This is a genomic window from Roseibium aggregatum, from assembly GCF_017309185.1.
In the GTDB taxonomy this organism is placed as follows: domain Bacteria; phylum Pseudomonadota; class Alphaproteobacteria; order Rhizobiales; family Stappiaceae; genus Roseibium; species Roseibium aggregatum_B.
The window spans coordinates 1,065,460-1,081,917 of sequence record NZ_JAEKJZ010000001.1; the positions used below are offsets into that span (position 1 = coordinate 1,065,460).

Consider the following 16,458-nt stretch of genomic DNA (forward strand, 5'->3'; position numbering starts at 1 on the left):
TTCACCAGGGGAACGTGGCCGGTGAGGGATGGTATTCCGAACTGGAATGCGGACCGAGCTGACCGTATAGTCCAGATCCGCCGAGGTTGTGATGGGGTGAGTCGGCCGAATGGCTTATGAAGACGAATTCGACGACTACGAAGAGGAGCTGAGAAGCGACCGCCGCCGGCGCCTGCAGCTTTACTTTCTCATTGTTCTGGTGGCCTTCGGGGTTGCTTTGGCCCTGCTTTGGAACCGCATTGTCATCACGGTTCAATCCGGTGAGGCGGGCGTGCTTTACCGCTGGGTATCGGGCACGGAAATGAACCAGATCTACGGCGAGGGTTTGCATCTGATCTGGCCGTGGAACCACATGTATATCTACAACGTCCGGCTCCAGACCAAGGAACGAAATTACACGATGCTGACCAAGGACGGCTTGCCGGTCGATCTCCAGATCGCTGTCCGGTATCAGCCTGATTTGCGTCTGCTGCCGCTGCTTCATGTCACCGTCGGCCCCGAGTATCTGGAAAAGATCGTTTTTCCCGAGACCGAGGCGGTCCTGCGCCGGGCCGTCGGTCAATACACGCCCGAGCAGGTCTATACCAGCAAGCGGGGCTTCCTCGAATCCATTGTCATCAGCAGCCTGACCAGCGTCGAGGACCGCTATGTGATCGTCGACGACGTCCTCGTTCGAAACGTGGAACTGCCGGAAGCCGTCCGTCTGGCCATCGAGAACAAGCTCACCCTGTCGGAACAGCAGAAAGCCTACACCTACCGGATCGAAATCGAACAGAAGGAAGCGGAGCGAAAGGCCATCGAGGCCGAGGGAATCCGCAAGTACCAGGACATCATCAAGAAGAGCCTCACGGAGGACCTGCTCCGCTGGCAGGGCGTTCAGGCGACAAAGGATCTCGCCTCCTCGTCCAACTCGAAGACGGTGGTGATCGGCGCCGGCAAGGACGGCATGCCGCTGATATTGGGTGGCGACAGATAGGGCCATGGCGAAGGAGAGCGTCGGGGACGGTGGACGGAAAACCAAAAGCAAGGCCGGGCTTAGAACCCTGGGCCTGCTGCTGCTCCTGCTCGTCGCTGTCTCCTGCCTGACCGGCCTCGGCTATTACTGGGCGAGCGGACGGCCGCCCTTCGAAGCCACGATTGCCAAGCTCTTGAATCAGGATATCGAAAGCTACCGGCTGGTCGCGGTCTACTCGGAAGACAAGGAGGAACAAAGCTTTGTCAACGGCGTGCGTATGGCCATCGAAGCGATCAATGCGAGCGAGAACCGGATTCTTGGTCAAAAGCTGATTCTGGAGCGGACGGAGGAAGCCGGCGTCTCACCGTCGAGCGCTCTGGAAACCACGGTCCGGAAGACGATGAGGCTCTCCGACAAGGTGGCGCGGACACATCGTCTGCTCGGGGTGATCGGTCATGAATGGTCCGACAGTGCCGTAACCGCCAGTTCTATATACGCGCGCAACAAGATCCTTTATCTGGCAACGCATGCCACGGCGACGTCGCTGACCAACCACGGCTTCGAAACGGTTTTCGCGATGCAGCCGGACAACGCCACCAATGCCTATGTGATCGCGTCTTATGCTCTCTCCCAAAATCTGAAACGGGTCATCGTCCTCTCCGACAAGAGCGACTACGGCAAGGAAAGCGCGAATTTTTTCTCCGAAGCGGTCACCAACGCGGGAGCGACGATCATTTACCGCGGATATTTGTCCGGAGCCAGAAGGTCGGTCGACGATCTGCTCATGTTCGTTCTGGACAACGAACTGTTTACGCGAAACGATTTCGACGCCTTTTTCATCGTGTCCTCGTCCATCGAACAGACCGCCGAGTTCATCGAAAGAGCGAGATACCTGGGGTTGGATGTGCCGGTTCTGGGGATGGAGACATTGTTTTCGGCGGCCATCGAGGCCAAGGTCGGCAAGCCCGCCATGAAAGACACGATCGGCGTCTCGCTCTATGACCGGGACAACATTTCCGATCGGGGGCAGGAATTCATCAAGTCCTATCAGGACAAGTTCGGCCACCTGCCGGACCTGAACTCCGCTCTGGGCTACGATGCGGTTAATCTCATCCGCGACGCGGTCGACCGGGCCGGTTCGTTGGATTCAAGCCGTGTTTCGGATACATTGAAGGTCGCGCGCTACAAGAAACCGTTTGAAGGCGTGACGGGCCCGCTCGTCTTCGATCGGAAGGGCGCGATCACCGACACCCAGATCTTTGTCGTCCGTCATAACGGCGAGGAATTTCATACGGTTGCCACGTTCTCTGTTCCTATAAACACCGATCCGGCACCGGATGGAGACAGTTCGAAAGACACCGAAGCCAAAAAGCCCACGACAGGCGCGCTTCCCTCGGTAATGGAGACAATAGGCCAATGACCATACTCGTGAACCCCTGGGTCTTTCTGTTGTGGGTACTGGCTTCCTGGATCATCGGCGTCCTGGGCAGAGACACCCGCTTCGGCTTTGTCGGTAATTTCCTGATTGCCTTCGTGTTCAGTCCGCTCGTCGGCGTCATCGTTCTGCTCGCGGCCGAGCGCACCCGCCGTCCCGGGAGCCGGAAAAAACGGCAGGCCGGTTAAAGTTCCGGAAGTAAACCCAAAGGCGCTCTGCAGACGCCGGAGAAAAGAAAACGCCGCCTCGACCGGGGGGCGAGGCGGCGTAACTTTTCAAATCCGTAGCGGCAAGGCTCAGGAAGCAGCCTCTTCGGCGACTTCCTTGGCTTCGCCCTTGACCTTGTCCTTGGCCTTGCGGGCAAGATCCTTGCCCTTCTCGAACTGCTCCTTGTAGAACTCGCGCATCTTGCTCGCGTTGAAGTCCATCAAGGTGCCACCTTCCTCGTAGTGCTTCATGATCGACCGGCCGACCGCGTAAGTCGATCCGCCCGCCACCACGGGAAGGGAAACCATGCCGACCATCCAGCCGATACCCGGGATCATCTTGGTCGCGCTGGCGGCGACGACATAGCCGGCGCCATAGCCGAGAACACCACCCGCCAGGGCATAGATTACCTTGCGGCCGAGGCGCTCGGAGAAGGGTTTGCCGTAAAGGTTCGACAGCTTCTGGATCATCCGGAGCTGGATCGCGACAACGGCCGCGATATCGAAGAAGGCCACCGGAACGATGCTCGCGGCGACGGATGCGATTACATAGTCCTTGATGAGGTTGTCGCCCGTCAGCTCACGGGTGACATCGAATTCCACGTCGGTTTCGGTACCGGCCGCATCGGTATCCGCTTCAATGGGGTCTTCCGCTTTGCTCGCGGTCGTTCTGCTCGCCATAGAAATCTCCTGGGGTCCGTGCGGACTGGTCGACTGCCTGTCCGGCCGGCGTGAAGGTGGCCTACATTCCTGAACGGCATTTCGCTCAAGCCACACGGTACTATTTCTGATGGTAAATGAAAAGGGTAACTGTGTATAAACGCCTCTATTTTGTGGCGTTTAAGATTTATCGAGCAATCGGATCCGGCTCTACTCTTGCAGCCATGTGTTGTGTTTACGGTTGCTGAGGCGTGGCGCCGTAAAACTCACCGCCGCCGCTTTCCCCGGCAAGATGCGACAGGTAGACCTCGCCGACGGTCCGCACGAGCACCGCGGCGGAGACGGACGTGATCACCATGCCGAGCAATTGCGGTCCCGGCGCCATGTTCAACACCGCCGAGGTTGTGAAACTGGCGATGCCGGGCGCCGCCATGCCGACCAGCATGGCCGCCGCCAGCTGTTTGCTGCGGTGGCGGTCGAGCGGCTCGCCGTAGAGCCGGGAGAGCTTGCGCAGCATCCGCTCCACGACGACCGCGATCGCCGCCAGATCGACCAGGGGCATGGGGACCAGTCCCGCGACGGCCGCGAAATTGGCATGCCGTTCCACGATCAGCCGTCCGCTGGCCTTTCGGAAGGCGGCCCTGGTCGGAAGGTTGGGTCCTGCCGTCCGGCGGGCCACTTGAGGGTCGGGTGCCATGGAGGAGGGCGATTGCGTTTCGTCCGCTTTTTCAGCCGTCCTGTTCCGGGTCTCTTCGGTCATGGGCGTCACTCCGCCATCCTCAGGGGGCATCGCTGAAGAGTTTTTCGAAGAACTGTCGAAGCTTTCAGGCGGAACGGTTCGGAGCGTCTTTTTCTCGGCGTCGAGCGCGGCACTCGCTGCCTTGCGAAGGTCGTCCAGGGTCTTCTGGGACGTCCGGGGCAGTCTCTTGCTCATGCGCTCAAGGCCTTCTTGGTCGCAAGCAGCGCTTCCGCCTCGTCGGCGATGGCCGCAATGTCCCGCGCTGCCGGGCCGTCCGGCATGGTCAGGGTAGGTGTCGCGCCGAACAAACCGGCTTCCGCATAGGCGACCCGGTTCGGCATTTCGCTGGCAAGCAGCGGGAAGCCGCCTTCCTCGAGTTCCGCCCGGATGTGGCGGGAAATCACGCTGCCCCGGATCGTTTGCGTCAGGACACAGCGGAAGGTCGGGGCCCAGCCCTTGACCCCGCTCATGAGGGTCTTGACCGTGTCCATCATCCGGTCGACATCGAGCGGCGATGCCTTGACCGGGATCAGGACCAGATCCGCGACGGCGAGCGCGGCCACCGTGATATCGCTGTCGAAGCCGGGCGTGTCGACTATCGTGACGGAGTGCATGGGACTTTGCTGCTGGATCGCGGTCCACACGGATTTGTCGGCCTGCTCCAGAACATCCACGCCGCCAAGAGCCAGTTCCCGCTCGGCCAGCCGCATGATCGAGCGCTGCGGATCGGCGTCGACGAGCAGAGGATTGAAACCCTTCGATTTCCAGTGAATGGCGAGACTGCTGGCCAGTGTCGACTTGCCGCTCCCCCCCTTCAAGGAGGCAATGGTCACGACAGATCCACTCATGGCTGCACCCCGCTGATTCCCCGCCAGATCATGTAAATTTTAACAAATTCTGACTGGAAAGCCATGGAAGACAAGACGAGCAACCGCTGGCAGGAGCTATTTCCCGCCTGTAAGAAAGGCTTGAGTGCGCTGCGCCACGTTTGCCGAGATGTTTTCGAAAAACAGCGGGTAGTCGAAACTGTGATAGACGCCTTTGGCAAAGAAACGGCTCTCCAGCCGCTTCGGATCCTTCGCAACGACGGCCAGTCCGCCGTCGGCGATCTGGGCGGAGGCGAAACCAGGCAGGGTTTCGGAGCTGCCGTCTTCGTTGAAGAAGGTCGAACCGAGGTTGAGACTGGCGGGCGCGAGCGCCGTATCGCGGGTCCAGGTCAGCGGATTGACGACGATGGCGCCCGGCTGGATGAGCGGAGACAGGCTCTGTTTCCCGGGGGCGACGGAATTGTAGCTGACGAAACAGCCGGTCTGGTGGGGGAGGTCACAGATCTCGATAGCCGGATTGTCCTTCAGGTCCTGTTCCGTCAGCGACCAGCCGACGACATAGCCGGCGATCACCCGGTCCTCCACGCCGATCTTGCCCCAGTGATGCACCAGGAGCTGGGTCAGAACGTACGATCCCTGGCTGTGCGCGGCCAGAATGACGGGCCGGCCGTTGTTGTGATTCTCCAGGTAGTAGGCAAAGGCCCTGCGGACGTCCTCCTCGCCATAGGCGACAATCGCATCGCGCTCGGCCTCCGGAAGATTGAAACCGGCGAGGTTCATCTGCCGGTAGAGGGGAGCGTAAAGGTTGGCCTGACCGGAAAAAGCATGCGCTTCCGACGCGACGCTCATGGCCGCTCCCTCAATCAGGTCCTTGCGCTCGATATTCATCAGCCAGGCGGATGTATCGTAGAGAACCGTCGGATAGACCCAGAAGATGTCGACGCCGAAGCGGTCCGGATCGTCCGGCTTGTCAAGCCAGCTTGCCGCCTGCGCGTAGTCGGGAGCGGGCGGCACATCCGCCTTGTTGAAGGGCGGCAGCTTCGACTTGCCGTCCGCCGCCGGTGCTTCCTGGAGGAAAACGGAAAGAAGGGCGGCGAGGAAGACTGCAATCCGCATTGCTTTTGGACGTGGAGAACATTTTCGGGCGCAGGTCAGCATCAAACGACTCCAAGGGTCTCGCCCGCCGACAATCGGTCAGGTCTCATTACCCGATATTGAGCATGGGTGAACACCGCCTATCAAGGGACACCGGACGGGCTGCCGCAGCTTTCAACGGCAGAAACGGAACGGACAGGGAAAAGGCGCTGTTCTAAGGCCCGGTCGGGGGCGATCTCCGCATCCCCGGAAGAGCTCGCACTCCTCTCAGTTCCTCAAGCGGGACGTCGCGCGATCAGGTCGATCAGGGCGGAGCGCCCCGAATGGCCGGCGCCTTCGCTGAGCTCCTCCTCGTACTCTTCGAGGCGAAGGATGTCCCAGTCGGCGAAACGGTCCGTCAGCAAGTCCTTTGTATAGAGGTTTGCCTCCGCCGACGGCCCGCCGGTTTTATAGTCCAGCTGCTTTGGCGTGTAGCCATGCAGGAGCAACAGCCCGCCGGGTTTCAGTGTTTGTTCAATTCCGTCGAAGATGGCGGAGCGTAGGTCCGGCGGAGCGAACTGAATGAAGATCGCGGCGACGACATCGTAGGCCGACGCCGTCCACTCCCAGGTGGTTACGTCGGCCAGCCGGAAGTCCACCTCGACGGCCTTGTCCTCAGCGAGGCGGCGCGCCTTCTCAAGCCCCCTGGCGGAATTGTCCATCGCCGTGACCCGCAGACCTCTTTGCGCCATGAAAACCGAATTGCGCCCCTCGCCATCGGCGACGGCGAGCGCCTTCTCGCCCGGTTTCAGCAAGTCGGCATTCCGCTCCAAAAACGCACTTGGCGCCGTTCCGAAGACATAGGCATCCGTTGCATAGCGTTCATCCCACATCCAAGTTGTTCCTCGAAGGTCCTGGGGCTCCGGCGGTTAGCGCAGGCCCGGCTGAAAAGGTTACCGCTGACGCATGCAGCGAACGGTGTCCTGCGGCGTGACAATCATCGCCTCGTCTCCTTTCGTGTGCATCTCCAGGGCGCCGAACTTGTAAAGCGTCCCGCTTGCGCTGGGGGCTTGAACCAGGGTCGCCGAATTGCTTCCCAGGGAGATGGTCGCCACGGACGTGGACTGCGAATTGTCGAAGGTCAGATAGAAGTGGGAGCCGTCGTCGCAGTTGTAGGTGAACGGGCCTTCCGGAGCGGGTGGTGTGGCGGCATCGGTTGCTGCAAAAGTCTGTTGGCAATGGTCGAGAAAGCTGCGGACCGGTGCGTTTGCGCCGCGCAGTGGAACGGAACGCATTTCCTCGCCGGGCAGCCCGTACAGGAGCGCATCGCCCTGGCCAAGTGCGTTCCAGAACGGGTCCTCCACGCCGATCATCACCTCCACGCCTGCATATTCATCGCTCTGGATCGAGACGGTACCGGAAAAGACCGTCTGATAGGCGCCTGTCGAGAAGATGACCTCGACAACGTCACCATTGTTGCGCGCGCCGAAGTTCAGCGCCAGCATCAGCGGAATGCCCGGTCCCTTGGCGCGCGCCTCACAAAACGCGTTCAGCGCCCAGGCGTCGGTCTCGGGAATTCCATAGGTCAATGTATATGACCTCCCGCCATTTTCGTCATCGTATCCCGATTGTTGCCATTGGGCGCCGTCGGCGGATTGTGCTACGGCCGGCAAGGCCGGTCCGCAAAGCGTTGCTGCAAGGACGGCGATATTCATGAGTTTCTTCGTGTGCTCTCGGATCAATGCGTGCACTCCACATAAGTTCCTGCGAGTGCCACACCCGGCGACCTGCAGATGATGCATTCCCACCGGAAGCCGTCGCCGCCGGAAAATCGAACCGCGCCGGGATCGCCGGCGGCTTTCCGTTCAAGTTAAGCGGCCACGACCGTTTGATCCAGTCCGACTTGCTGCTGCTCCTCTGCCGCTGTCGGAGGGATGGTTCTGATGGCACCGTGAGATCCGGGTGGTTGAACCGGTTACCCTGTTTGGGGGAGAGCCCTGTTCGATGAAACCTGGCCAGACCCTGGAGCTCGCCTGAACCGCCAGACCAGTCAGTCGTCCGAAAACCGTTAACTTCCGGGTCGCCAGGAGACCGTGCAAAAGACGCTTGTAATTGATGCGGAGAAAAGAGGCCTCACCTAAGACGCAGGGGACGAAACGCTCCGGACACATGGGTAACTCTTGCCGTTCTTCGGGAGGTGTCGATGCCGTGGCAAGAGGTGTCCAAAGTGGAGGAAGGACTTCAGTCTGTCGCACCTGTTTTCCTGGTCAAGGAAACAGGTGCAGACGCGGTTTTGCATTACAGGATGGAGTTGCCGGATCAGCGATCGTTTTTCCGGCGCCATTCCTGGAAGTTTTTCTGGTGGGCGTCCTTGGTGCAAGGGTAAAGCCCGATGATGCTTTCTCCCTGTTTCACTCTTTCCACGACAAAGTCCTCATAGGCAGTCATTTCGATAGCCTCGTCAGCAACTTCATCAGCGATATGTGCCGGGATGACAATGACACAGTCGTCGTCTCCGACGATAATGTCGCCTGGGAATACAGGCGCATCGCCGCAACCGATTGGACAATTTAGCTCGATTGCCTCATTGGTCGTCAGGTTGGTTGGGCTGGAGGGCCTCGTGTGATAGGCGGGAATATCAAGGTCGCCGATTGTTGCCGCGTCTCTAAACCCTCCGTCGGTAACTACACCGCCGCCGCCACGCATCATGAGGCGCGTGATTAGAATATCCCCCGCCGATGCTGCGGTTGCGCTCTTGCGGCTGTCCATGACGAGCACGTGACCTTCCGGACATGTTTCGATTGCAACCCGCTGCGGGTGCTCCGGATTGCGAAATTCACTCAGCTGGTTCCGGTCTTCGCGTGCCGGCATATAGCGAAGCGTGAAGGCTGGTCCGACCATGTTCTTGCCTTTCCGGGCAACCGGGTGAACGCCCTGGATCACCTGGTTCCGCAGGCCGCGTTTGTAAAGCGCCGTCGCCAGGGTGGCGACGGAAACGCCCATGAGCTTTTGCCGGGTTTCCTCGTTCATGGTGCCTCCTCCTCAGGCGAAATCTGCGGGCAGGACGCCCTCGGGAATGTTCTGGTAGCAAACCGGGCGCAGGAACCGCCGGATCGAAAGGGTTCCGACTGATGTCGCGCCGAAATTGGTCGAAGCGGGGTAGGGGCCGCCGTGAACCATGGCGTCGCACACCTCAACTCCTGTAGGAAAGCCGTTGGCGAGCACCCGCCCGGCCTTGCGCTCAAGTACAGGCAACAGGAATTTCGCGGCATCGCGATCCCCTGAATCCATATGAAGCGTTGCAGTCAGCTGGCCTTCCAGTGTTTTGGCAAGGTGCAGCATGTCCTCAAGTCCGCTGACACGCACAACAAGGCCAAGCGGACCGAAAACCTCTTCGCCAAGGGAATGATTTCCAAGGAACGTGTCGAGCTCGGTCTCGTAAAGGTTCGGCAGGGCGGAGCGCTCTTTGCTGTCCGTCGTCAGAAGTGCCGAAACACCTGCGCAGCCGTCAAAACGGGCCTTGCCTTCACGATAGGCGCTTGCGATGCCTTCGGTCAGCATGGTCTGGGGGGCAGCCGCTTCAAGTGCCGCCTTGGCCGCAGTGACAAGTGCATCGCCTTGAGCGCCCTTGGTAACGACGGTAATTCCCGGATTGGTGCAGAATTGGCCCGCGCCCATGATGAGCGATCCTGCCCAGCCGGTGCCGATCTCGGCGCCGCGTGCGGCGAGCGCTTCAGGCAGGACGAACATCGGGTTTACGGAGCCGAGTTCGCCGAAGAACGGAATGGGCTCTGGGCGAGCGGCGCAGAGGTCGAAGAGAGCACGGCCACCCACCAGCGATCCGGTGAAGCCGACGGCCTTGATCAGCGGGTGCTGGACGAGAGCCTGGCCGACATCGCGCTTGCCGCCCTGGATCAGGCTGAAGACGCCCGGATGTATACCACAAGACTTGAGTGCCGCGTGGACGGCCTCCGCGATGATCTCGCCGGTGCCGGGATGGGCGGAATGCCCCTTGACGACAACCGGACATCCGGCGGCGAGCGCGGCAGCAGTGTCACCACCGGCGGTCGAAAAGGCCAGCGGGAAATTGGACGCGCCGAAAACAGCGACTGGTCCAATCGGTCTCTGCATCATGCGCAATTCCGGACGCGGCAGCGGCTGGCGATCCGGCAAAGCCTCGTCTTTGCGGATATCGAGATGGGCGCCGCTTCGAATATGGGCCGCAAACAATTTCAACTGGCCGGTCGTGCGGCTGCGCTCACCGTTCAGTCGAGCCTCCGGCAGCCCGGTTTCCCGGGTTCCTATTTCGGTGATGGCTTCGGCGCGCTTTTCGATTTCCTCGGCAATGGTGTCGAGGAACCGGGCACGGTCTTCACGGCTGGAAGCGCCAAAGCTCCAGAAAGCCTCCTCGGCCTGCTTGCAGGCTTCATCGACAAGGTCCGGTGTGCCGACGCAAAAGGCATGGGGGGAGCCATGGGCAGGTTCCGATTTGAACTGCGCGCTGGTCGCAACCCATTGACCGGCGATCAGGTGTTTGCCGTGTGGTGCAAAAGTCATGGTTTGAAACGCCTGTCAGATGAGGTTGTTGGAGGTCAGGAAACCTTCAAGTTTCTGCTGCTGATCCGGTGTGAGCGGCCAGGCAGACGGCGGCCGGGTCGGGCCACAGTCATTGCCAAGCAACTGCAGGGCGGCTTTTACGCCAGTGACGTTTGTGCCGTTCATTTCCTCTGCGCGTATGTCTTCAAAAGCGCGCATTTCGGCGATTAAGGCGTTTGCCTTGTGGTAGTTGGAGGCTTCCAGGGCAGCATGAATGGCGAGCGAGCGTTCCGGCCAGACGTTGATCAGTCCGGAAGTGAACCCGCGCGCGCCGACGGCATAGAAGGCCGGAGCCCAAACTTCTGCGAGACCGCCCACCCAGACGATGGAAGGATCGCAGGCAGCTTTCGCAGCCGCCAGTTTCTGCGGGTTCGGGGTCGCCCATTTGACGCCCTTGACACCGGGTAGGGCACACAGATCGGCAATTGCCCCGGTGCCGATGGCGTCGTTGCGGAGATAAAGCATCATCGGCAAGCCGCCGGAAGCATCCGAAATGGCCTTGATGTAGTCCACGGTTCCACGCGGTGCGACGAATGGGTCGGGTGGCTGATGGATCATCAGTGCCGTTGCACCTGCATCTGCCGATGCCTTGGCAAGTGTGCAGGCATCGCGCAGACCGCGTCCGACTCCAGCCAGAACCGGTGCACGGCCATCAACCATAGTGCTCACTTCCCGCACCATGGTGCAGGCTTCCTCGGTGGTCAGCGCATAGAATTCGCCAGTGTTGCCGTTGACCACCGGTATGTGGATACCGGCATCCAGAACCCGGGTAACGATGGGTTCCAGTTTGGAAGGGGCGATGTCGCCATCTTCGCCATAGGGCGTTACCAGAATGCCTGAAATGCCTGTCAGGGCCGTGTCGAGATCATGTGTCATTGAAAGAAGTCGCTCGGTTTGTCTGAAAGTCGCTGTTGGTCTTTATCGCTATCAATCTCAGTAGATGTCCGGTTCACCGGCCGCCGGACCAAATCCGGCCTCCAGGTAATCAAAGTCGCAGCCCTTGTCGGCCTGGGTCACATGACGGGCAAACATCCAGCCGTAGCCGCGCTGAAATTTGGGTTTCGGAGGCCGCCATGCTGCCCGCCGTTTCTCCAGCTCGGCTTCGTCGACCAGCATGTCCAGGCGCCGGTTGGGCAAGTCCAGCCGGATGGTGTCTCCGGTTTCGAGCAAGGCAAGGGGGCCGCCAATATGGGACTCAGGGGCAACATGCAGGACGCAAGCGCCGTATGAGGTGCCGGACATTCGCGCATCGGAAATGCGGAGCATGTCACGATGCCCCTGTCTGATGAGTGCTTTGGGGATCGGAAGCATGCCCCATTCGGGAAAGCCCGGGCCGCCTTGCGGGCCGGCATTTCGCAACACCAGAACATGGTCCGGCGTGACGTCGAGGTCCTCATCGTCAATAGCCGCTTTCATGTCTGGGTAGCTGTCGAAGACCAGTGCCGGTCCTTCATGGCTATGATACTTCGGATCGCAGGCTGCAGGTTTGATGACCGCGCCGTCGGGGCAAAGGTTGCCGCGCAGAACCGCGAGCGAGCCTTCATGATAAACCGGGTTGGACAGGGGCCGAATGACGTCTTCATTGTAGACTTTTGCGCCATCCAATCCGGCGGACATCGATTTGCCGGTGACCGTGACGCAGGTTGTGTCCAGCCGCTCTTCCAGTTGTTTCATAAGCGCGCGCAGGCCGCCGGCGTAAAAGAAATCCTCCATCAGATAGTCTTTTCCTGCTGGGCGGATATTGGCAATCAGCGGCGTGGTGCGGCCCAGCGCGTCCATGTCATCGAGGGTGAGATCCACACCCGCACGGCGGGCGATGGCGATCAGGTGGACCACGGCGTTGGTGGAGCAGCCAGTGGCCATGGCGACAGTCGCGGCATTGCGGACAGCCGCTTCCGTGACGATCTTCTCTGGCGTCAAGTCTTCCCAGACCATGTCGACGATCCGCCGTCCGCAGTCTGACGACATGCGCTGATGGCCGGAATCTGCTGCCGGAATGGAGGAGGCACCGGGAAGGGTCAGGCCGAGGGCGTCGGTGATGGCGGTCATGGTCGATGCGGTACCCATGGTCATGCAGGTGCCGACCGAACGGGCAATGCCCCCCTGGATTCCGATCCATTCCTCGTCGGTGATCTGGCCGGCGCGGCGTTCATCCCAGTATTTCCAGGCATCTGAACCTGATCCGAGGATCTTGCCGGCGTAGTGTCCGCGCAGCATTGGCCCCGCCGGCAGGTAGATCATCGGAACGCCTGCGGTCAGGGCGCCCATGACAAGGCCCGGGGTTGTCTTGTCGCAGCCGCCCATCAGCACGACACCATCGAGCGGGTGGGAGCGGATCATTTCCTCCACTTCCATGGCCAGCATGTTGCGGTAGAGCATGGATGTCGGCTTGGTGAAGCTCTCGTCTACAGAGAGAGAAGGCATCTCGACCGCAAACCCGCCTGCTTGGGAAACGCCGCGTTTGACGTCCTTGACCCTTTCCGGAAAATGGCCGTGGCAAGCGTTGAGTTCCGACCAGGTGTTCATGATACCGACGATCGGTCTGCCGACGAATTCCTCTTCCGAATAACCGAGCTGCATCATGCGGGAGCGATGGCCGAAACTGCGCAAGTCATCGGGCGCGAACCAGCGTGCGCTCCTCAGCTGCTCAGGTTTCAAACGTGCATTCATGGCCATTCAGGTCCTCCCGCGAAATTCGATGCTTGTGATGTATGCGCATTCATAAATATTCGTCAATAGGATTATTCGTTCCATTTAGATAACAAATTTTGGGCTTGACTCACTTGACAGGTGCTGTAGGAACAGAATGTATGCGCATACATGATGCGCTTGGGCGGGAGGTTCGCGCCCGGAGGATGTAACTATTCGGCCGAGCGACTCGGCCATTGGGAGGACATAATGAAACTGACACGCAGGACTATTCTTGCAGCAGCAAGTCTTGCTGCATTTATTGCGCAGCCTATGATGTCTGCAGCCCAGGAATTGCCGCGTAACGTGCGCCTCGTTATTGGCTCGACATCAACGGGTGGCGACACCTACCAGAACTCGGCAATCGTGGCCGAAGCCTTGGCTGATCATCTCGGTATCAACATCAAGGTGGATGCTGTAGGGGCTTCTGAGGCATTCAAGGCGCTGAAGCGGGACAGCCGCGGAACGACACTCATGATTTTCCACGACCAGTCGTATCTTGGTCATCTCTATGGCCGTCGTGGCTATGAGGATCCTTTTGCCAATTATGCGATAGGGCCGACAGTTGCCATCAATCCGGGGAACGCTTATCTGGTTCCGGCGAATTCTCCCCATGAGTCGATGGAAGACATTCTCAAGGCAGCCGAGGCCGGAGAGCGTGTTCGTGTGGCAATCCAGCCAGGCGGCGTATCGGAGATCGGTTTCTCGGCCATGAAAAACGCCGCGCGTGTACGCGCACCGGGCTCGGAAGAAAACATTGTCGCGGTCAACACCGGATCCCAGTCCGACAAGAACCAGGCCATGTGGGACAACCTTGCCGATGTCATCAACGGTTCTATCCAGGCCAATGAGCAATTCACCCAGCTGGGAGACGGCGATGCCAAGGGTATGAAGTTTGTCTGGATTACAGCGCGGGACGCGACGCTTCAGCAGGCGCCGGCCGAGGGCATGGGCAACACGACCCGCGATCAGCTCCTGAAGTTCGCATCTCCGGCAACCAGCGTAACGCTTGACGGGGAACAGGATTTCACCTTCGACAAGGAGTTTTTCTTCCTGTTCAATCCGGACATGGATCCGGCCATCATCGATCAGATCGATACCGCTCTGGCCGAGATCTTTGAGAAGGGCGACATCCAGAAGCGCCAGAAAGGCTCTTTCTTCATTCCCAACTTCCTTCCATCAAAGGAAGCCAAGGCACATCTTGAAGCCAAACGCGACACCTATCGCAATGTGATTGCCGAAATCTCCGGCAGCAAGTGAGTACCTGCGGCCCGGTATCCCAGCCGGGCCGTTTTGCCATACGCCAGGGGAGGGGTATTTGGGCACGTTCACAAGGGTGACGATCGATTTCGATACGTCACATCTGCTGTTTCCAACAATTGTCTCAGGTGTCCTTGCTCTGCTCGGGCTTGCAATCCTGATCCGGGACCGCCGCAGGATAGCCGGTAGCGCCGCCTACTGGCGAGGCGTTCTCGCTCGCATGGACAAGATGCGCTTCCTCGGTACGTTGGGTCTGACCCTTGTCTATTTTTCGCTGATGGTTCCGATCGGAGATTTCTGGCCGAACACGGGGCTGGGCTTTCTAATCTGCTCGGTGCCCTTTGTTTTCGCCACCGGCAGTCTGCTTTCCCATGACCGTGACCTGAAAAGCCTGTTGCCGATCGCGGCCATTTCGCTGACCGGACCGACCTTTGTCTGGTGGCTCTTCACCTATCCGTTGTTCCTGACGCTTCCCTAGGTTTCCAGATGTTTGAGCTTGTTACGCCCCTGTTCCTGTCGCTCATTGTCGGTGGAACCCTGGTCGGCATTATCTTTGGCGCGATTCCAGGGATGACGGCGACCATGGCGGTCGCCATCTGTCTGCCGATTACCTACTCTCTGGGACTGGAAAATGGCCTGGCGCTCCTTCTGGGGCTTTACGTCGGTGGTATCTCCGGTGGCCTGGTGCCGGCCATTCTCCTTGGTATTCCCGGCACCCCCAGTTCGATCACGACCACCTTCGACGGCTATCCCATGTCAAAGAAGGGGGAAGGCGAAAAGGCACTGCGGATCGGTATTTGCGCGTCCCTCGTCGGCGGCCTGATCAGCCTGTTGATCCTCTTTCTCTTCGCCCCGACCCTGGCGGACTTCGCCATCAAGTTCTCCTATGTCGAGAAGTTCCTGATCATCTTTTTCGCCCTGACCGTCATGGCAGCTCTTTCCTCGGATATGCTGATCGGCATTTTTTCCGGCATCCTGGGCATTTTCGTTTCCCTGATCGGCACCTATGACATCTCCAAGGGTGGTAACGGGGAGCTGCGTTTGGTCCCTGAGGGAACGGAGTATTGGCTTGAAGGAGGCTTCTCGCTATTGCCGGTGCTGATCGGGCTGTTTGGTTTGGCCGCGATCCTGGAACAAGCGGAAATCGGCATGCCGAAAGGCCATGGCATCAAGGATATCAAGGTCGGTAAGAAATCGACGTTCTCAATTGGAATCTTCAAGGGCCAGCTGATCAATCTGCTACGCTCATCCGGCATCGGCACCTTTGTCGGCATCCTGCCCGGTGTCGGCGGGTCGGCCGCCTCCATTCTGGCCTATTCGAACGCCAAGACCTTTTCGCGTAATCCGGAGCGTTTCGGCGAGGGCGAACCGGCAGGGATCATGGCCTCGGAAGCTGGCAACAACGGTCTGACAGGCGGCGCGCTGGTACCGCTATTGTCGCTCGGGATCCCGGGCGATTCAACGACAGCGCTCCTGATCGGTGCTTTCACGCTGCAGGGAATTCAGGTCGGGCCGCTGTTCATCGGCAACAATCCGGACACATGGAACGCCATGATCTTCGCGATGCTGGTCGCGAACCTGGCGATGTTCGCGATGATGTATGTGGCGATCCGCTATTTCGCCCTGGTGGTGACGATCCCGAAACACATCCTCTTCCCTGTCATTTTGATGATGTGCGTGATCGGGGCCTATACAATCAATTACGGCATCATGTTCGACGTCTGGACCTTGCTGATCTTCGGCCTTTTCGGCTGGCTGGCAACCAAGCTAAGGCTCGAGGTGGCCCCCTTCATCATCGGCTTCATTCTGGGGCCGTCAGCGGAGGTCTATTTCGTCAAGAGTCTGGAATCCTTCGGCGATGTGACCATCTTCTTCACCAAGAGCTGGATCGCAGTGGTGCTGTGGGTTCTAATTGCCGCTTCGATCGCAGGTTCGATCATCCTGTCGAAGAAGCACGGCGAGGCTACGGACACATGACATGACCCTTGCACTCCTGCAGAGGGCAATGGAATATTCCG

16 protein-coding genes are annotated in these 16,458 nt (G+C 59.5%); 6 read left to right on the plus strand and 10 right to left on the minus strand.

Going from position 1 to position 16,458, the window contains the following annotated elements:
* The first annotated feature begins 109 nt into the window (after positions 1–109).
* The 3 genes from JF539_RS04615 to JF539_RS04625 are packed head-to-tail and all read left to right on the plus strand — an operon-like array spanning position 110 to position 2,578.
* Entirely contained in the window at positions 110–976 is an 867-nt protein-coding gene (locus tag JF539_RS04615) for a prohibitin family protein (RefSeq protein WP_207139161.1), read from the plus strand.
* A 4-nt stretch (positions 977–980) separates the two neighbouring features.
* Entirely contained in the window at positions 981–2,375 is a 1,395-nt protein-coding gene (locus JF539_RS04620) for an ABC transporter substrate-binding protein (protein ID WP_207139162.1), read from the plus strand.
* Positions 2,372–2,578 (plus strand): hypothetical protein, encoded by a 207-nt coding sequence (locus tag JF539_RS04625; protein WP_207139163.1) that lies wholly within the window; start codon positions 2,372–2,374, stop codon positions 2,576–2,578. Before JF539_RS04620 ends, JF539_RS04625 begins: the two co-directional genes overlap by 4 nt.
* A 108-nt stretch (positions 2,579–2,686) precedes the next feature.
* Here the strand turns inward: JF539_RS04625 and JF539_RS04630 are convergent, their stop codons facing one another.
* From JF539_RS04630 to araD, 10 genes are all read right to left on the minus strand, one after another.
* A complete protein-coding gene (locus JF539_RS04630) occupies positions 2,687–3,277 on the minus strand; it encodes a YcjF family protein (RefSeq protein WP_207139164.1) in 591 nt (196 codons plus the stop codon).
* A 214-nt stretch (positions 3,278–3,491) separates the two neighbouring features.
* Complete coding sequence (locus JF539_RS04635; protein WP_207139165.1) at positions 3,492–4,190, minus strand: YcjF family protein; 699 nt, start codon at positions 4,188–4,190, stop codon at positions 3,492–3,494.
* Positions 4,187–4,843: a ParA family protein gene (locus JF539_RS04640; RefSeq protein ID WP_207139166.1), complete on the minus strand. Its 657-nt coding sequence runs from the start codon at positions 4,841–4,843 to the stop codon at positions 4,187–4,189. The genes JF539_RS04635 and JF539_RS04640 overlap by 4 nt, the downstream gene beginning before the upstream one ends.
* A 96-nt stretch (positions 4,844–4,939) precedes the next feature.
* Positions 4,940–5,938, minus strand: a complete 999-nt coding sequence (locus JF539_RS04645; protein WP_207139167.1) for a DUF3089 domain-containing protein — start codon at positions 5,936–5,938, stop codon at positions 4,940–4,942.
* Positions 5,939–6,192: 254 nt separating this feature from the next.
* Positions 6,193–6,789, minus strand: a complete 597-nt coding sequence (locus JF539_RS04650) for an SAM-dependent methyltransferase (RefSeq protein WP_207139168.1) — start codon at positions 6,787–6,789, stop codon at positions 6,193–6,195.
* A gap of 60 nt (positions 6,790–6,849) precedes the next feature.
* Positions 6,850–7,611, minus strand: a complete 762-nt coding sequence (locus JF539_RS04655) for an MliC family protein (protein WP_207139169.1) — start codon at positions 7,609–7,611, stop codon at positions 6,850–6,852.
* A gap of 604 nt (positions 7,612–8,215) precedes the next feature.
* Positions 8,216–8,926, minus strand: a complete 711-nt coding sequence (locus JF539_RS04660) for a ribonuclease activity regulator RraA (RefSeq protein ID WP_207139170.1) — start codon at positions 8,924–8,926, stop codon at positions 8,216–8,218.
* A gap of 12 nt (positions 8,927–8,938) precedes the next feature.
* Positions 8,939–10,453 (minus strand): aldehyde dehydrogenase (NADP(+)), encoded by a 1,515-nt coding sequence (locus tag JF539_RS04665; RefSeq protein WP_207139171.1) that lies wholly within the window; start codon positions 10,451–10,453, stop codon positions 8,939–8,941.
* Positions 10,454–10,468: 15 nt separating this feature from the next.
* Positions 10,469–11,368: a dihydrodipicolinate synthase family protein gene (locus JF539_RS04670; RefSeq protein WP_207139172.1), complete on the minus strand. Its 900-nt coding sequence runs from the start codon at positions 11,366–11,368 to the stop codon at positions 10,469–10,471.
* Positions 11,369–11,425: 57 nt separating this feature from the next.
* Positions 11,426–13,162, minus strand: a complete 1,737-nt coding sequence (araD, locus tag JF539_RS04675) for an L-arabinonate dehydratase (protein WP_419247675.1) — start codon at positions 13,160–13,162, stop codon at positions 11,426–11,428.
* 228 nt (positions 13,163–13,390) lie between these two features.
* Between araD and JF539_RS04680 the strand changes: the two genes are divergently transcribed.
* From JF539_RS04680 to JF539_RS04690, 3 genes are read left to right on the plus strand one after another with little or no spacing between them, the layout of a single operon-like run.
* Positions 13,391–14,440, plus strand: a complete 1,050-nt coding sequence (locus JF539_RS04680) for a hypothetical protein (protein ID WP_207139174.1) — start codon at positions 13,391–13,393, stop codon at positions 14,438–14,440.
* Between the two features lie 58 nt (positions 14,441–14,498).
* A complete protein-coding gene (locus JF539_RS04685) occupies positions 14,499–14,918 on the plus strand; it encodes a tripartite tricarboxylate transporter TctB family protein (protein WP_207139175.1) in 420 nt (139 codons plus the stop codon).
* An 8-nt stretch (positions 14,919–14,926) separates the two neighbouring features.
* Positions 14,927–16,417: a tripartite tricarboxylate transporter permease gene (locus tag JF539_RS04690; RefSeq protein WP_207139176.1), complete on the plus strand. Its 1,491-nt coding sequence runs from the start codon at positions 14,927–14,929 to the stop codon at positions 16,415–16,417.
* Positions 16,418–16,458 lie beyond the last annotated feature (41 nt).